Origin of the sequence: Achromobacter deleyi (assembly GCF_016127315.1) — a bacterium.
Taxonomy (GTDB): Bacteria; Pseudomonadota; Gammaproteobacteria; order Burkholderiales; family Burkholderiaceae_B; genus Achromobacter; species Achromobacter insuavis_A.
The window spans coordinates 4,865,038-4,878,766 of the sequence record NZ_CP065997.1 but is presented as its reverse complement, the minus strand read 5'-3'; the positions used below and the strand labels follow the sequence as shown (position 1 = coordinate 4,878,766).

Here is a 13,729-nt window from a genome sequence, read left to right as displayed (position 1 = left end):
CGCGCGGACCTGTCGGAGCAAAACGAGGGCCGGAGCGCGTCGCGCGCCCCTTTGCCCTGCGCGGGCATGGGCCTGCCAAGATGAGAACACAGCTATCATCAACCCTTTGATGACGAGTCACGGGCCCACGCAGCCATGCATGCTTTCCATTCTTCGATCCCGGCGCGCGCCGAAGGTTGCGCGCAATTGGCGCCGCTGGATGATTTCACCGTTTTCAGCGCCGCCGGCGCCGACGCGCTGACCTTCCTGCACGGCCAGCTGACCCAGGACGTCACCGGCCTGACCGCCGACGCCGCCCGCCTGGCCGGTTACTGCACCGCCAAGGGCCGCCTGCTGGCGACCCTGGTGATGTGGCGCGGCGCCGCCCCGACCGAAGACGCGCCGCAGCTGTACGCCCTGGTGCGCCAGGACCTGGCCGCGGCCCTGATCAAGCGCCTGTCCATGTTCGTGCTGCGCGCCAAGGTCAAGCTGGCCCCCGCCGCGCTGCACGTGGCAGGCGTGCAGGCCGATCCGGCGCAGCTGGCCGCCCTGGAAGCGGCCGCCGGCGCCCTGCCGCGCACGCCCTGGCAGCGCGTCGAGCTGCCCTCGGGCACCTGGATCGCCGCCCCCTCGGCCAGCGCCGCGTCGCGCTGGTGGTGGATCGCGTCCGACGAACAACTGGCCGCGGCCGCGCCGCTGGCCGCCGTGCTGGGCCTGGCACCGGCCGCGCAATGGCACGCGGCCGACCTGGCCGCCGGCATCCCCTGGATCACCACGGCGACCCAGGACGTCTTCATTCCGCAGACCGTCAACCTGGACCTGATCCAGGGCGTCAGCTTCACCAAAGGCTGTTATCCCGGCCAGGAAGTGGTGGCGCGCAGCCACTACCGCGGCACGGTCAAGCGCCGCATGGCGTTCGGCACCATCGCCGACGCCGGCGTAGCCGATGCCGGGCTGGCCGGCCAGGACGTGTTCGACGCCACCCAGCCGGGCGAGCCGACCGGCCGCATCGTCGACGCCGCCCGCGGCCAGGACGGCGTGTCGGTGCTGTTCGAAACCACGCTGGCCGCGCTGCCCGAGGGCGACCTGCGACTGGGCGCGGCCGACGGCCCGCGCATCGCCGCCGCGCCGCTGCCCTACTCCATCACCCCTTGACCCCGTCGCCGGCGGACGCGGCCTGGGCCGTGTCCAGCCAGCGCCGCAGCGCCGGGTCGCGCACTTCCAGCACCTCGAACAGCCCCAGCGCGCGCAGCGCCGGCAAGGCGTCCCGCATGTCGCGGGCGGCGACGTCGCGTGCGGCCGGCGCCGCCTGGGCGTCGCACCACACCCGCGCGTTCACCAGGAAGGCGCCGACCGTGCCCTTGCGCACGGTCACGCCCTCGAATTGGGCAACGTTCCGGTCGTCCGGCAATAGATCCTGTGCTTGCATGATGTTCTCCTGTCGATGGGCACAGGGTCACGATAATCGCCCCGGCGCGGCAAATCTGCGGTAATTTTGACAATCAATACCGTGTTTGTGCCAACCTGGATCCGCCATGCCCGCGCGCCTTTCCGCTTCGCCCCCGCGCCCCGCCGCCTCGCCCCTGATCGCCCCCAATCTGGCCGCGGCGCCCGATGGCCCGGCGCTGCTGGCGGTGCGGCGCCAGGACACGGCGCTGCGGCACACCGCCCTGCACCAGCATGCGCGCGGCCAGCTGTTCGGCGCCTATCGCGGCCTGCTCACGGTGCTGGCCGGCGACCGCCAATGGGTCGCGCCGCCCGCCCACGCGATCTGGATTCCGCCTGACTGCCCGCACGGGCTGCGCTCGCACGGCCCGTACGCGGGCTACAGCGTCTACCTCAGCCCCGCGGCCTGCGCCGAGCTGCCGGCGGCGCCCTGCGCCTTGCAGGCGTCGGCGCTGCTGCTGGCGGCGGTCGAGCGCGCCGCCGGTTGGCCGGACGCGGCCTGGAACGCCGCCCAGGTCCGCATCGCCGAGGTGGTGCGCGACGAAATCCGGACCCTGCCGCGCGCTGGCGACGGCCTGACGCTGCCGCGCGAGCCGCGGCTGCAACGCCTGGCGCTGGCGCTGTCGGACGCGCCCGCCGACACCCGGCCGCTGGCCGCCTGGGCCGACACCATCGGCATGGCGCCGCGCACGCTGGCGCGCCGCTTCCTGGCCGAGACCGGCCTGTCGCTGGGGGTGTGGCGTCAGCGCGCCCGGCTGATGCGGGCGCAGGAAATGCTGGCGGCCGGCCATGGCGTGACCGCCGCCGCCCTGGAGTCGGGCTACGACAACGTCAGCGCCTTCATCGCCATGTTCAAGCGCGAATACGGCGTCACGCCCGGCCGCTATGACGGCCGGGGCCCCGTGACGGATTGAACGGCCGGCGGCGCGGCGCCGGCCCCGGCCCACGCGCCGGTTTACTCGGCGTCGGCGGCCTTGCGCGGACGGCGCGCGCGCGTGGCGGTCTTGCGCGCCGGCTTGGCCGGGGCCGCATCGGGCGCGGCATTGTCCGGCGCCGTGCTTTCCGGCGCCGGGCCGTCCGCGACGGCGGGCGCCGTGGCTTTGGCGCGTCCGGCGGATGGCGCCGCCGCGCCGGAATCGGCGTCGCTGGCGGTGGTGGCCGGCGCCTTGGCGGTCCGGGCGGTCTTGGCCGCGCCACGGCCGCTGCGCGCGCCACGCCGGCTCTTCGGTTCCGCCGGGGCCTGGGCCTCGGCGGCGGATTGGACGTCATCCGAAGCGGGCACGGCCGCGGGCTCGGAAATCGACGCAGGAGGCGAGACGGGAGCCGCCTGCGTCACCGCCGCAGAGGCCTCGACGGCGGCTGTCGCCTGGCCCTGCCGCGGCCACGCCTCGCGCTCTTCGCGCGCCGCCGGTTCGCCGCTGTCGCGGTCCCCAGCCTGGCGGCCCGACGCCTGGCCCGCGCCCTGGCGGCCACCGCGGCCACCCGACGCATTCTTGCGGCCGCCGCGCGCGCCACGGGCAGGCTTGGCATCGGCCTCGTCGGCCGGGGCGCCCGGGGCGGCATCCGCCGCGCTCTCGGGCGCCTCGACCGCCGCCGCCATGGCGCGCAGCGCCGGCTTGCCGCCAACCTTGGCCGGCGTGCCGCCCGCGCTGTCGCGATACACGTAGGTGCCCGACTTTTCCTCGCGGCCGACGTCCAGGAAGCCGCGCGACTGCGCCTCGTCCAGCAGGTTGCCGAAGGCCCGGAAGCCGTAGTACGACTCGTTGAAGTCGGGCCGGCGGCGCTTGAGGGCGTCCTTCAGGGCCGAGGCCCAGACCTTGCCGCTGTCGCCGCGTTCGGCCATCAGCGCCTCGAAGGTCTCGACCACCATGTCCACCGCCTGGGTCTTGCGGGCTTCCAGTTCTTCCTTGCGGCGGCGCTCTTCGTCGGGCGAGCGGCGCTGGCCGGCGTTGCCGCCGCCGCGGTTGTCGCGGCGGGCGTCGGCGGCGCGCTGGCCTTCGCGGGCCAGGTCGTCATAGAAGATGAATTCGTCGCAGTTGGCGATCAGCAGGTCCGAGGTGGATTGCTTGACCCCCACCCCGATCACCTTCTTGTTGTTCTCGCGCAGCTTGGACACCAGCGGCGAGAAATCGGAATCGCCGCTGATGATGACGAAGGTGTTGACGTGCGACTTGGTGTAGCAGAAGTCCAGCGCGTCCACCACCAGCCGGATGTCGGCCGAGTTCTTGCCCGACTGGCGCACGTGCGGGATCTCGATCAGCTCGAAATTGGCCTCGTGCATCGGCGCCTTGAATTCCTTGTAGCGCTCCCAGTCGCAATAGGCCTTCTTGACCACGATGCTGCCCTTGAGCAGCAGGCGCTCCAGCACCGGCCGGATGTCGAACTTCTGGTACTTGGTGTCGCGCACGCCAAGCGCCACGTTCTCGAAGTCGCAAAAAAGCGCCATGCTGACGTTTTCGTTGGCATTCATAAGTGTTTCTCCGTTGCTGCGGCCAATAGGCCCGGCCGTCTGGCACGGGGCGATTGGCCGCGTTTTGCCGCCCATGATATACATTTCCGCTGGCCCACTTGCCCCGACCGCGATGCCCGACCATGCCCCTCACCCTCCGCTGAGCACCGAACGCCTGCTGCTGCAACCGCTGTGCCTGGACGACGCGCCCGCCATCCAGCGCATCTTTCCGCAATGGGAAGTGGTGCGCTACCTGGCCGAACAGGTGCCCTGGCCCTACCCGGCCGATGGCGCGCGCACCTACGTGGAACAGGTGGCGCTGCCCGCCATGCGGCGCGGCGTGCAGTGGCATTGGTCCCTGCGCCCGCGCACCGAGCCGGACCGCCTCATCGGCCTGATCAGCCTGATGCGCGACGACCCCGGCAACCACCGCGGCTTCTGGCTCGACCCGCTGTACCAGGGCCAGGGCTACATGACCGAGGCCAGCGAGGCGGTCACCGCCTACTGGTTCGAGGTGCTCGGCCAGCCAGTGCTGCGCGCGCCCAAGGCCGTGGCCAACGACGGCTCGCGCCGGCTGTCCGACCGCACCGGCATGCGGCGCGTCGCCACCGAGGAACGCGGCTTCGTCTCGGGACGCCAGATGGCCGAGATCTGGGAAATCACGCGCGAGGAATGGCAGGCGCGCAAGCGCTGATCCCGGCCGGCGCGCACACGCCGCCGCCCCTGGCGCAGGCAAGCCCGACCCCGTTTTTCCGTTCGACGCTCCGTACGGGGCCAGCCACCTGAACGGCGGTTTAAGCCGGCGCTTACCGCCCCTTTCGCCCCGTTTTCCGGCGGATTGCCCCGGACGCGGCGTGGCTAGAATTTGCCACTCTCCCGCATTCCGTAAACCGGATGCCCTCGCTATCGGGCAAGATCCATGAATCCGTCTACCGTCATCGGCGCCGTTGTCGGCCTGCTCACCCTGGTCATCGTCATCGCGCTGGCCGCCACCAACCCCGGCATGTACTTCAACCTGCCGGGCCTGGCCATCGTGCTGGGCGGCACCGCCGCCGCGCTGTTCATCGCCTATCCGCTGTCCGAAGTGATGCGGGTCTTCAAGCTGGTCGGCACCGTGTTCCGCCACGACCAGCACGACCAGCAGCGCGACATCGAGGAACTGGTCAACATGGCGCAGCTGTGGATGAACACCGACGTCCACAAGGTCGAGCTGGAACTGAAGAAGGTCACCAACCCGTTCCTGCGCACCGGCGTGCAGCTGATCATCGACAACACCCCCGAAGACCAGATCATCGAGCTGCTGCAATGGCGCGTGGCGCGGCTCAAGGCGCGTGAAATGGCCGAGGCGCAGATGTTCCGCGTCATGGCCACGTTCGCGCCGGCCTTCGGCATGCTGGGCACGCTGGTCGGCCTGATCAACCTGATGGCCGTGCTGGGCGACGGCAGCATGACCACCATCGGCCAGCAGCTGGCCATCGGCCTGATGACCACCTTCTACGGCATCCTGCTGGCCAACCTCGTCTGCAAGCCGATCGCCGTCAAGCTCGAACGCCGCACCGCGCGCCGCGTCGAGTCCATGAACATGGTGCTGCAGGGCATCTCGATGATGTGCGAGAAGCGCGGCCCGGCCGTGGTGCGCGAGACCCTGAACTCGTTCGTCATGCACGTCGAGGACGAAATCTACGACGGCGGCGCCTCCGCGCCCCGCGGCAAGACCGAGGGCCAGGTGTCCACGGCCGCCAAACCCGTGTCCATCACCCGCCCCGCCGCCGCGCGTCAATGAGCCTGATTTCCCCCTCCCTGGCGCAGCGGATCGAGCAGGCCCGCCAGGCCCAGCTGCGCGCGCAGAAGGCAGCGGCCAATAGCGGCTGGCGCCCGAGCAAGAGCGACCGCAAGGACCGCTACGCCCGCTGGCACGTCGACGAAACGGTCGAGAGCGACGCCGAGAACTGGCTGCTGAGCTACCTGGACCTGATCACGCTGCTGCTGGCCATGCTGGTGGTGATGCTGGCCGTGTCGCGCCTGCATGGCGGTTTCCAGGACGCCGGCGAGCAGCCGGTTGACCTGGTCGGCAGCCTCGCGGCCAAGGGCCTGCCCGCGTACGACGGCGAATACGCCGAGTTCGACACCCCGGCCATCCCCGCCAGCTGGGCCGACGCCGGCAAGCCCGCGGCCAGCGCCGCGGCGACGGCCGCGGCCGCGGACGCGCCGGCCGCCGAGGGCGAGGTGCTGGCGCAGGCCGCCCCGCCCCTGAAAGCGCCGTCCAAGGAATCGCTTGGCCTGGGCGACCTGGGCAAGTCGGTCGACGTCATCATTAACGAGCAATCGGTCAGCTTCCGCATCAGCAACGAACTGCTGTTCCCGTCGGGCCAGGCCACCCTCAGCCCGTCGGGCCTGGACGTGATCAAGCGCCTGGCCGCGATCCTCAACAAGAACGAGTACCAGGTATCGGTCGAGGGCCACAGCGACCCCGTGCCGATCCAGACCCGCCAGTTCGCCTCCAACTGGGAACTGTCCAGCAGCCGCGCCACCAGCGTGCTGCGCGAACTGGTGCGCGACGGCGTGGCCGGCAGCCGCCTGCGTGCCGTGGGCTACGCCGAGACGCGTCCGATCGAGTCCAACGACACGCCGGCCGGCCGCGCCGCCAACCGCCGGGTCGAACTCATCATGGACATCACCGCCCCGGCCAAGCCGGCCCAGGCCGAGGTCAAGGGCGCGGACGGCAAGGCGGCCACCGCCGCCAATGGCAAGGCCGCGCCGACCAGCACCGCCAGTGCGCCGGCCGCCAAACCGGCCGACGCGCCGCCCGCCGCGGTTGCCGCCCCGGCGCCCGCGGCACGGTCCGAGGCCGCCAGCCCGGATGCCGCGCCGGCGCCGTCCACCCTGACGCCGACCGAGGCCACCGCCGCCACCCAATCCTGATCGCCCCGTCGATCCCCAACCGGCCGCGGCCGGTTTTATTTTGGCTGTCGATGTAAAGGAACCTTGACACAGCAAAACCGCATCGCCACAATGTCAAGCACGCTTTACACAACCGGAGAACGACCTCATGCATCAAATCCAGGCGCGACGCCTGTATCTCAAGGAATTCGGCGGCGCCATGGCGCTGTACGTGGCGATGGTGGCCATGTCGGTGTACGCCGGCCTGCATCTCGAACCGGGCGCCTTGCGCACCGCCCTGCTGGCCAGCCCGGTGCTGGCGATCCTGCTGGTGATCCGCGCCGTGGTGCGCCAGATCCGACGTTCCGATGAGTTCATCCGCAAGACCACGGCCGAACACCTGGCCATTGCCGCCACGGCGACGGCGGGCATCACCTTCACCTACGGCTTCCTGGAACTGGCCGGCTTTCCGCGGCTCAGCATGTTCTTCGTCTGGCCGTTGATGGCCGCCGCCTGGCTCGCCACCAGCGCCATCGACTACCTGCGCCACCGATGAAAAACCTGATCCGCGACCTGCGCGCCGAACGCGGCTGGAGCCAGGCCGCGCTGGCCGAACAGTTGAACGTGTCGCGCCAGACGGTCAATGCGATCGAGACCGGCCGCTACGATCCGAGTCTGCCGCTGGCCTTCGCCATCGCCCGCGTGTTCGGCCTGCCGATCGAGACGATCTTCCAGGAAGACTGAAGCGGCGCGATCCCGCGCCGCGCAAACAGCGGTAATCTGGCGACTGCCCGGCCGCGCGCCCTCCGGCGCGCGGCCGTTTGCCATGTCCACCGGGCCCCGCCCGCCAGGAACCCGCCATGCCGTACATGCTTCTCATCGTCGAACCCACCGGCCAGCGCGCCGAGCGCACCCCCGAACAGGGCCGCGACGCCTACGCGCAGATGCAACGCTACGCCGAAGGCCTGCAGGCGCGCGGGCTGCTGGCGCGCGCCGAATCCCTCAAGTCCGACAAGGACGGCGTGCGCCTGCGCGTGCGCGACGGCCAGCGCACGCTGGTCGACGGCCCCTTCGCCGAAGCCAAGGAAATGATCGGCGGCTTCTTCCTGCTCACCTGCGACGACCGCGAGCAGGCCTTGGCGCTGGCCGCCGAATGCCCGGCGGCGCAGTGGGCCACGGTCGAGGTGCGCGAGCTGGGGCCCTGTTTCATGTAGCGCCGGATCATCGCCGCGGGCGGTGACGGGGCGGCACGCTAAGTACTTACCCTGATCCACCCGATTCCCTGTCGATTCGCGCGCGCCTCATGCGTCGTGCCAGTACCGACCCCGCCGCGCCTGGCGGCCGGGTCCATCGATACCAGGAGATTCCCGATGCGATTCATGATCATCGTTCGCGCCAACGCCGACAGCGAAGCCGGCAAGCTGCCCGAAGCCAGCCTGCTCGACGCCATGGCGACCTACCATGAAGGCCTGGCCAAGGCCGGCGTGCTGCTCGACGCCAGCGGCCTGCAGCCGTCCTCCAAGGGCTGGCGGGTGCACTACGACGACCAGGGCCAGCGCAAGGTCATCGACGGGCCGTTCGCCGACACCAAGGAACTGGTGGCCGGCTACACCGTGATCCAGGTGCGCTCGCGCGAGGAAGCGCTGCAATGGACGCTGCGCTTTCCCGATCCCTTCCCCGGCCAGCCCTGCGCCATCGAGGTGCGCCAGATGTATGAACTGGACGATTTCGGCCCCGGCCAGGAAATCGACCGCTTCCGCGAACTGCCCGGCAACGGCCAGTGAGCCGCGCCATCCGCTCAACGACGCCCGCCACGAGACCCATCATGCACAAGCAGATCTTCGTCAACCTCCCCATCGCCGACATGGCGAAATCGCAGGCCTTCTTCAAGAGCCTGGGGTTCAGCTTCAATCCGCAATTCACCAACGACCAGGGCGCCTGCATGGTCGTCGGCGACAACATCTACGTCATGCTGCTGGTGAAGGATTTCTTCCAGGGCTTCACGAACAAACCCATCGTCGATGCCAAGGGCGCCACCGAATCCCTGATCGCGCTGTCCTGCGAAAGCCGCGCCGAAGTCGACGACCTGGTCGCGCGCGCCAAGGCGGCGGGCGGCAGCGCGCCGCGCCCGCCGCAGGACCATGGCTTCATGTACGGACACGGCTTCGATGACCTGGACGGCCACATCTGGGAAGTGTTCTACATGGAACCCGGCGCGACGCCGCAAGCATGACCGCGGCGGCCGGATCGGCGGCAACCCACCGCGCCATCGAAGCCGTCTGGCGCATCGAGGCCGCCAGCGTCATCGCCGGCGTCGCGCGGCTGGTGCGCGATGTCGGCCTGGCCGAGGAACTGGCCCAGGACGCGCTGGTGGCCGCGCTGGAGCGCTGGCCGGCCACCGGCGTGCCGGACAACCCGGGAGCGTGGCTCATGACCACCGCGAAGAACCGCGCGCGCGACCGCCTGCGGCTGGACGCGATCCACCGCCGCAAGCATGAGCAGATCGGGCATGAGCTCGAAGCGCTGCAGGCCGACGTCGAGCCCGACTTCGTCGAGGCGCTGGACGCCGCGCGCCAGGACGATATCGGCGACGACCTGCTGCGGCTGGTGTTCACCGCCTGCCATCCGCTGCTGTCGACCGAGGCGCGCGTGGCGCTGACGCTGCGCCTGCTGGGCGGGCTGTCCACCGCTGAGATCGCGCGTGCCTTCCTGGCCTCGGAATCCACCATCGCGCAGCGCATCGTGCGGGCCAAGCGCAGCCTGACCGCGGCGCGCGTGCCGTTCGAGGTGCCCGGGCCGCAGGAGCGCGCGGCGCGGCTGGCCTCGGTGCTGGAAGTGATCTACCTGATCTTCAACGAAGGCTATGCCGCCACCTCCGGCCAGGACTGGATGCGGCCGGCGCTGTGCGACGAGGCGCTACGGCTGGGCCGCATCCTGGCGCAGCTGACGCCCGGCGACAGCGAAGTCCACGGGCTGGTGGCGCTGATGGAATTGCAGGCCTCGCGCCTGCATGCCCGCAGCGACGCCGAGGGCCGTCCCGTGCTGCTGCTGGAACAGGATCGCGGCCGCTGGGACACGCTGCTGATCCGGCGCGGCCTGGCGGCGCTGGAACGCGCCGAAAGCCTGGGCGGCGCCAGCGGCCCGTATGCGCTGCAGGCCGGCTTGGCCGCCTGCCATGCGCGGGCGCGGCAGCCGCAGGACACCGACTGGCCGCGCATCGTGGCGCTGTACGACGCGCTGGCGCAAGCCATGCCGTCGCCGGTGGTGGAACTGAACCGCGCGGTGGCCGTGGGCATGGCGTTCGGGCCCCAGGCCGGCCTGGACCTGGCCGACGAACTGGCGCGCGATCCGGCGCTGGCCAACTATCACTGGCTGCCGAGCGTGCGCGGCGACCTGCTGGCCAAGCTCGGCCGTCACGCCGAGGCGCTGGCGGAATTCGAGCGCGCCGCCGGCATGACGCGCAACGACCGCGAGCGCGAGATGCTGCTGGCGCGCGCCGCGGCCATGCGGACGGCGGGATAGGCCGGCGCGGCGCCGCCGAACGTGCTTAAATTCCGCCATGGCCTCATTCCTGCCTTCCGCCGGCGGCGTCCCTGTCGCCCCCGACGCGCGCCCCGAACCGCTGATCGCGGGCGTGCCGCAGGCTTTCGACCATCCCAATGACCGCGCCGAATTCCGACGTCCGGCGCACCGGCCAGGCATCGAGCTGTACCGCGCCCACATCATCCGCCACGCCTTCGAGCCGCACACCCACGAGGCCTTCGGCCTTGGCGCCATCGAGACCGGCGTGGAACGCTTCCGCTACCGCGGCGCCGAGCATCTGGCGCCGCCGGGCTCGGTGGTGCGGATGAATCCCGACGAACTGCATACCGGCCGCGCCGAAACCGAAGGCGGCTGGCGCTACCGCATGGCCTACATCGATCCCGCCGTGGTCGCGCAGGTGGCCGGCGAGGCCGATTGGTGGTTCGACTGCGCGGTCAGCCACGACGCCGCCAGCGCGCAACGCGTCACCGCCCTGCTGGACGCGCTGTGGCAGGCGCGCGAACCGCTGGCGTTCGACAGCGCCCTGCACGCGCTGCTGGCCGAATTCCGCCGCCACGCCCGCGTGCCGCGGCCGCCGCGCCCCGAAGGCGCGCCGCGCTTCGGCCGCGTCATCGACTACCTGCGCGCCAACCTGGCGCGACGCCTGACGCTCGAGGAACTGGCCGAGGTGGCCGGACTCAGCCCGTTCCACTTCCTGCGCAGCTTCCAGGCGCAGTACCACGCCACGCCGCAGCAGACGCTGATGGCGCTGCGCCTGTTCGAGGCCAAGCGCCTGCTGGCCGCGGGCGAAACGCCGGCCCAGACCGCGCTGGCCGCCGGCCTGACCGACCAGGCCCACCTGACCCGCGCCTTCACCCGCCGCTACGGCGTCACACCCGCCCGCTACCAGAAGCAAGTGCGCGCCTGAACCGCCGCCCTGCAGCAATCTGGTACAAGACCGGCCGCCATGGCCGTCACTAGACTGGCCCCTCTGTTGAATTCGTGATGGGAACACAGCTATGTGGGCAGGAACCTCTTACGCCCTGGCGGCCGGCTTGATGTGGGGGCTGGTATTCGTCGGCCCCTTGCTGCTGCCCGAATACCCCGCCGCCCTGCAATCGGTGGCGCGCTACCTGGCGTTCGGCCTGATCGCCATGCCGCTGGCCTGGCTGGACCGCAAGGCGCTGCGCCAGCTCGGCCGCGCCGACTGGATCGAGGCGCTCAAGCTGGCGGCCATCGGCAACCTGCTGTACTACCTGTGCCTGGCCAGCGCCATCCAGCGCGCCGGCGGCCCGGTGCCGACCATGATCATCGGCACGCTGCCGGTGGTGATCGCCATCTGCGCCAACCTGCGCAACGCGCGCCGCGACGGCCGCCTGCCGTGGAAGCGGCTGGCGCCCTCGCTGGTGCTGATCGCGCTGGGCATCGCCTGCGTCAACCAGGTGGAACTGCAGGCGCTGCGCCAGGAGGCCGACGCCGACCTGTCGCGCTACGCCATCGGCGCGGTGCTGGCGCTGGCCGCGGTCGCCTGCTGGACCTGGTATCCGCTGCGCAACGCCGACTGGCTGCGCAACCATCCGGGCCGCAGCCCGCGCACCTGGGCCACCGCCCAGGGCGTGGCGACCCTGCCGCTGGCGCTGGCCGGCTACGGCCTGCTGTGGGCCGGCATGGCCGCCACCGGCAGCGACTTCGCCATGCCGCTGGGGCCGCGCCCCGACGTGTTCCTGGGCCTGATGATCATCATCGGCCTGTTCTCCTCGTGGCTCGGCACGCTGTGCTGGAACGAAGCCAGCCAGCGCCTGCCGACGGCGCTGGTCGGGCAACTGATCGTGTTCGAAACGCTGGCTGCGCTGGCCTACGCCTTCATCCTGCGCGGCAGCATGCCGCAGCCGCTGACGCTGGCCGGCATCGCCCTGCTGATGATCGGCGTGCTGAGCGCGGTGCGGGTGAAGCCCGAGCCGCTGCCCGCTTAAGCGCATCTCGGCCGCCAACCGGCCGACGCCTGGCGGCCGAAGGTTGCGGCGCGGGCTCGGCGGCCGGCGTTCAGCGTTCGGCGTTCGGCGTTCGGCGTTCGGCGTTCGGCGTTCGGCGTTCGGCGTTCGGCGTTCGGCGTTCGGCGTTCGGCGTTCGGCGTTCGGCGTTCGGCGTTCGGCAGACTGACGCTGGCACGCTCTAGAATGCGAGGCGAATTTTTTCCGCGCCTTCCAGGATCCACATCGGCTTGGCCGCCATGGCGGCAAGCGGGCATGCCCAGGCGCCGCCCGGGCGCCCGGCCTGGACGCCGATCGAGACAACACGAGTACATGAAAACAAGAACAGCATTCATCGCCGCGCTGGGATTTTCCGCGCTGCTGCAAACACCGCTTGCCTGTGCCGAGAACATCAACGGCAAGAACCTCTTCCAGCAGCGCTGCGCCATGTGCCACGGCGCGGACATCAAGGGCACCGGGCCCTTGGCCAGGAAAAGCAATCCGCCCACCCCAGACCTCACCACCGCCGCGTTCAGGAAGCGGCTGATCGACTATCCGGGCGTCATCGTGTCGTCGGTCATCCTCCGTCCCAATGGCGACCTGATTCCCAAGACGCTGCGCGAGAACGGCGTGAAAGTGCCGCCGCACGCCTGGACGGTCAAGGATTTCCGCGACCTGAACGAATACATGACCGGCGTGATCGCCAAGAGTCGTTGATGCGGGCATCGCCGCGGCGGACATGCGCATGCCCGCCGGGTCCGCGGCCCCTGCGCATGACGCGTCCTAGATGATCTCCGACAGGCGCTGCAGGTCGCTGATGACCTCGAAGGCGCCTTCGTCCAGCAGGCGCTGGCGCTGGTCCGGCCCGTTGTGCGAGGCGCCGATGTAGCCCACCGCGCGCATGCGCGCGGCGCGGGCGGCGCGCACACCCGGCACGCTGTCCTCGACCACCACGCATTCCAGGATGGCCGTGCGCATCTGCCGCGCGGCGAACAGGAACACATCCGGCGCCGGCTTGCCGTGCGCCACCTGCGCCGTGCTGAACACATGCGGCGCGAACGCGTCCCACAGCCCCACCAGCTTGAGCGCCGCCTCCAGCTTGGGCGGCGTGCTGCTGGAGGCCACGCAATATTCGATGCCGCGCTGGCGCAGCGCCGCCAGGGTCTCGTGCACGCCGGGCAACGCGCGCAACTCCTGGCGGAAGGTATCCTGCAGGCGGTCGGCGTACTGGCTCGGGAAGTCCGGCGGCAGCGGCCGCGCATTCTCTTCCTGCAGGGTCTGCCACATGTCGGCGTCGGGGATGCCGGCGAACCGTCGGGCGGCTTCTTGCGGCGTGATGGCGATGCCGTGTTCGGCCAGCGCGCGCGACTGGGCGCGCGCGGCGATGATTTCGCTGTCGATCAGGACGCCGTCACAATCGAAAATGACCAGGCGCGGGGCAGGCGCAGGCATAGGGACTCCACGGGATGCGAGCCTCCATGAT

Annotated in this window: 17 protein-coding genes; 14 read left to right on the top strand and 3 right to left on the bottom strand. The window is 70.8% G+C overall.

Annotation, left to right across the window (positions count from 1 at the left end; genetic code table 11):
• Window positions 1–135 precede the first annotated feature (135 nt).
• The gene (locus I6I07_RS22145) at window positions 136–1,134 is read left to right on the top strand and encodes a YgfZ/GcvT domain-containing protein (protein WP_198483733.1); all 999 of its coding nucleotides are present in this window, start codon (window positions 136–138) and stop codon (window positions 1,132–1,134) included.
• Here I6I07_RS22145 and I6I07_RS22140 read toward each other — a convergent pair.
• A complete protein-coding gene (locus I6I07_RS22140) occupies window positions 1,124–1,408 on the bottom strand; it encodes a hypothetical protein (RefSeq protein WP_198483732.1) in 285 nt (94 codons plus the stop codon). The two genes, I6I07_RS22145 and I6I07_RS22140, sit on opposite strands and share 11 nt — an antisense overlap.
• Before the next feature lie 106 nt (window positions 1,409–1,514).
• Here I6I07_RS22140 and I6I07_RS22135 point away from each other — a divergent pair, with 106 nt between their 5' ends.
• Window positions 1,515–2,339 (top strand): AraC family transcriptional regulator, encoded by an 825-nt coding sequence (locus tag I6I07_RS22135; RefSeq protein WP_198483731.1) that lies wholly within the window; start codon window positions 1,515–1,517, stop codon window positions 2,337–2,339.
• 41 nt (window positions 2,340–2,380) lie between these two features.
• On the opposite strand, the gene I6I07_RS22130 is transcribed toward I6I07_RS22135, so the two are convergent.
• Window positions 2,381–3,895 (bottom strand): NYN domain-containing protein, encoded by a 1,515-nt coding sequence (locus I6I07_RS22130; RefSeq protein WP_198483730.1) that lies wholly within the window; start codon window positions 3,893–3,895, stop codon window positions 2,381–2,383.
• 112 nt (window positions 3,896–4,007) lie between these two features.
• Here I6I07_RS22130 and I6I07_RS22125 point away from each other — a divergent pair, with 112 nt between their 5' ends.
• The 12 genes from I6I07_RS22125 (at window position 4,008) to I6I07_RS22070 (ending at window position 12,963) form a co-directional block, all read left to right on the top strand.
• Window positions 4,008–4,568, top strand: a complete 561-nt coding sequence (locus I6I07_RS22125; RefSeq protein ID WP_198483729.1) for a GNAT family N-acetyltransferase — start codon at window positions 4,008–4,010, stop codon at window positions 4,566–4,568.
• 225 nt (window positions 4,569–4,793) lie between these two features.
• Window positions 4,794–5,657, top strand: coding sequence for a motility protein A (locus I6I07_RS22120; RefSeq protein ID WP_198483728.1), 864 nt, complete (start codon window positions 4,794–4,796; stop codon window positions 5,655–5,657).
• The gene (locus I6I07_RS22115) at window positions 5,654–6,796 is read left to right on the top strand and encodes an OmpA family protein (protein WP_198483727.1); all 1,143 of its coding nucleotides are present in this window, start codon (window positions 5,654–5,656) and stop codon (window positions 6,794–6,796) included. Before I6I07_RS22120 ends, I6I07_RS22115 begins: the two co-directional genes overlap by 4 nt.
• Window positions 6,797–6,923: 127 nt before the next feature.
• Window positions 6,924–7,310, top strand: coding sequence for a hypothetical protein (locus tag I6I07_RS22110; protein WP_006395346.1), 387 nt, complete (start codon window positions 6,924–6,926; stop codon window positions 7,308–7,310).
• Window positions 7,307–7,498 (top strand): helix-turn-helix transcriptional regulator, encoded by a 192-nt coding sequence (locus I6I07_RS22105; RefSeq protein ID WP_054434154.1) that lies wholly within the window; start codon window positions 7,307–7,309, stop codon window positions 7,496–7,498. The genes I6I07_RS22110 and I6I07_RS22105 overlap by 4 nt, the downstream gene beginning before the upstream one ends.
• Before the next feature lie 116 nt (window positions 7,499–7,614).
• Window positions 7,615–7,968: a YciI family protein gene (locus I6I07_RS22100; protein WP_006395348.1), complete on the top strand. Its 354-nt coding sequence runs from the start codon at window positions 7,615–7,617 to the stop codon at window positions 7,966–7,968.
• A gap of 156 nt (window positions 7,969–8,124) precedes the next feature.
• Entirely contained in the window at window positions 8,125–8,538 is a 414-nt protein-coding gene (locus tag I6I07_RS22095; RefSeq protein WP_198483726.1) for a YciI family protein, read from the top strand.
• 41 nt (window positions 8,539–8,579) lie between these two features.
• Window positions 8,580–8,987 (top strand): VOC family protein, encoded by a 408-nt coding sequence (locus tag I6I07_RS22090; protein WP_198483725.1) that lies wholly within the window; start codon window positions 8,580–8,582, stop codon window positions 8,985–8,987.
• The gene (locus tag I6I07_RS22085) at window positions 8,984–10,276 is read left to right on the top strand and encodes an RNA polymerase sigma factor (RefSeq protein ID WP_198483724.1); all 1,293 of its coding nucleotides are present in this window, start codon (window positions 8,984–8,986) and stop codon (window positions 10,274–10,276) included. The genes I6I07_RS22090 and I6I07_RS22085 overlap by 4 nt, the downstream gene beginning before the upstream one ends.
• A gap of 37 nt (window positions 10,277–10,313) precedes the next feature.
• Window positions 10,314–11,204, top strand: a complete 891-nt coding sequence (locus I6I07_RS22080) for an AraC family transcriptional regulator (protein ID WP_006395352.1) — start codon at window positions 10,314–10,316, stop codon at window positions 11,202–11,204.
• A gap of 91 nt (window positions 11,205–11,295) precedes the next feature.
• Complete coding sequence (locus I6I07_RS22075) at window positions 11,296–12,249, top strand: DMT family transporter (RefSeq protein ID WP_198483723.1); 954 nt, start codon at window positions 11,296–11,298, stop codon at window positions 12,247–12,249.
• A gap of 330 nt (window positions 12,250–12,579) precedes the next feature.
• Window positions 12,580–12,963: a c-type cytochrome gene (locus I6I07_RS22070; protein WP_198483722.1), complete on the top strand. Its 384-nt coding sequence runs from the start codon at window positions 12,580–12,582 to the stop codon at window positions 12,961–12,963.
• Between the two features lie 66 nt (window positions 12,964–13,029).
• Here I6I07_RS22070 and I6I07_RS22065 read toward each other — a convergent pair whose 3' ends face one another.
• Window positions 13,030–13,698 (bottom strand): HAD family hydrolase, encoded by a 669-nt coding sequence (locus I6I07_RS22065; RefSeq protein WP_198483721.1) that lies wholly within the window; start codon window positions 13,696–13,698, stop codon window positions 13,030–13,032.
• Window positions 13,699–13,729 lie beyond the last annotated feature (31 nt).

Coding starts and splice junctions, on each gene's coding strand:
- I6I07_RS22145 (WP_198483733.1), top strand. CDS start 136: ATGCATGCTTTCCATTCTTCGATCCCGGCGCGCGCCGAAGGTTGCGCG.
- I6I07_RS22140 (WP_198483732.1), bottom strand. CDS start 1,408: ATGCAAGCACAGGATCTATTGCCGGACGACCGGAACGTTGCCCAATTC.
- I6I07_RS22135 (WP_198483731.1), top strand. CDS start 1,515: ATGCCCGCGCGCCTTTCCGCTTCGCCCCCGCGCCCCGCCGCCTCGCCC.
- I6I07_RS22130 (WP_198483730.1), bottom strand. CDS start 3,895: ATGAATGCCAACGAAAACGTCAGCATGGCGCTTTTTTGCGACTTCGAG.
- I6I07_RS22125 (WP_198483729.1), top strand. CDS start 4,008: ATGCCCGACCATGCCCCTCACCCTCCGCTGAGCACCGAACGCCTGCTG.
- I6I07_RS22120 (WP_198483728.1), top strand. CDS start 4,794: ATGAATCCGTCTACCGTCATCGGCGCCGTTGTCGGCCTGCTCACCCTG.
- I6I07_RS22115 (WP_198483727.1), top strand. CDS start 5,654: ATGAGCCTGATTTCCCCCTCCCTGGCGCAGCGGATCGAGCAGGCCCGC.
- I6I07_RS22110 (WP_006395346.1), top strand. CDS start 6,924: ATGCATCAAATCCAGGCGCGACGCCTGTATCTCAAGGAATTCGGCGGC.
- I6I07_RS22105 (WP_054434154.1), top strand. CDS start 7,307: ATGAAAAACCTGATCCGCGACCTGCGCGCCGAACGCGGCTGGAGCCAG.
- I6I07_RS22100 (WP_006395348.1), top strand. CDS start 7,615: ATGCCGTACATGCTTCTCATCGTCGAACCCACCGGCCAGCGCGCCGAG.
- I6I07_RS22095 (WP_198483726.1), top strand. CDS start 8,125: ATGCGATTCATGATCATCGTTCGCGCCAACGCCGACAGCGAAGCCGGC.
- I6I07_RS22090 (WP_198483725.1), top strand. CDS start 8,580: ATGCACAAGCAGATCTTCGTCAACCTCCCCATCGCCGACATGGCGAAA.
- I6I07_RS22085 (WP_198483724.1), top strand. CDS start 8,984: ATGACCGCGGCGGCCGGATCGGCGGCAACCCACCGCGCCATCGAAGCC.
- I6I07_RS22080 (WP_006395352.1), top strand. CDS start 10,314: ATGGCCTCATTCCTGCCTTCCGCCGGCGGCGTCCCTGTCGCCCCCGAC.
- I6I07_RS22075 (WP_198483723.1), top strand. CDS start 11,296: ATGTGGGCAGGAACCTCTTACGCCCTGGCGGCCGGCTTGATGTGGGGG.
- I6I07_RS22070 (WP_198483722.1), top strand. CDS start 12,580: ATGAAAACAAGAACAGCATTCATCGCCGCGCTGGGATTTTCCGCGCTG.
- I6I07_RS22065 (WP_198483721.1), bottom strand. CDS start 13,698: ATGCCTGCGCCTGCCCCGCGCCTGGTCATTTTCGATTGTGACGGCGTC.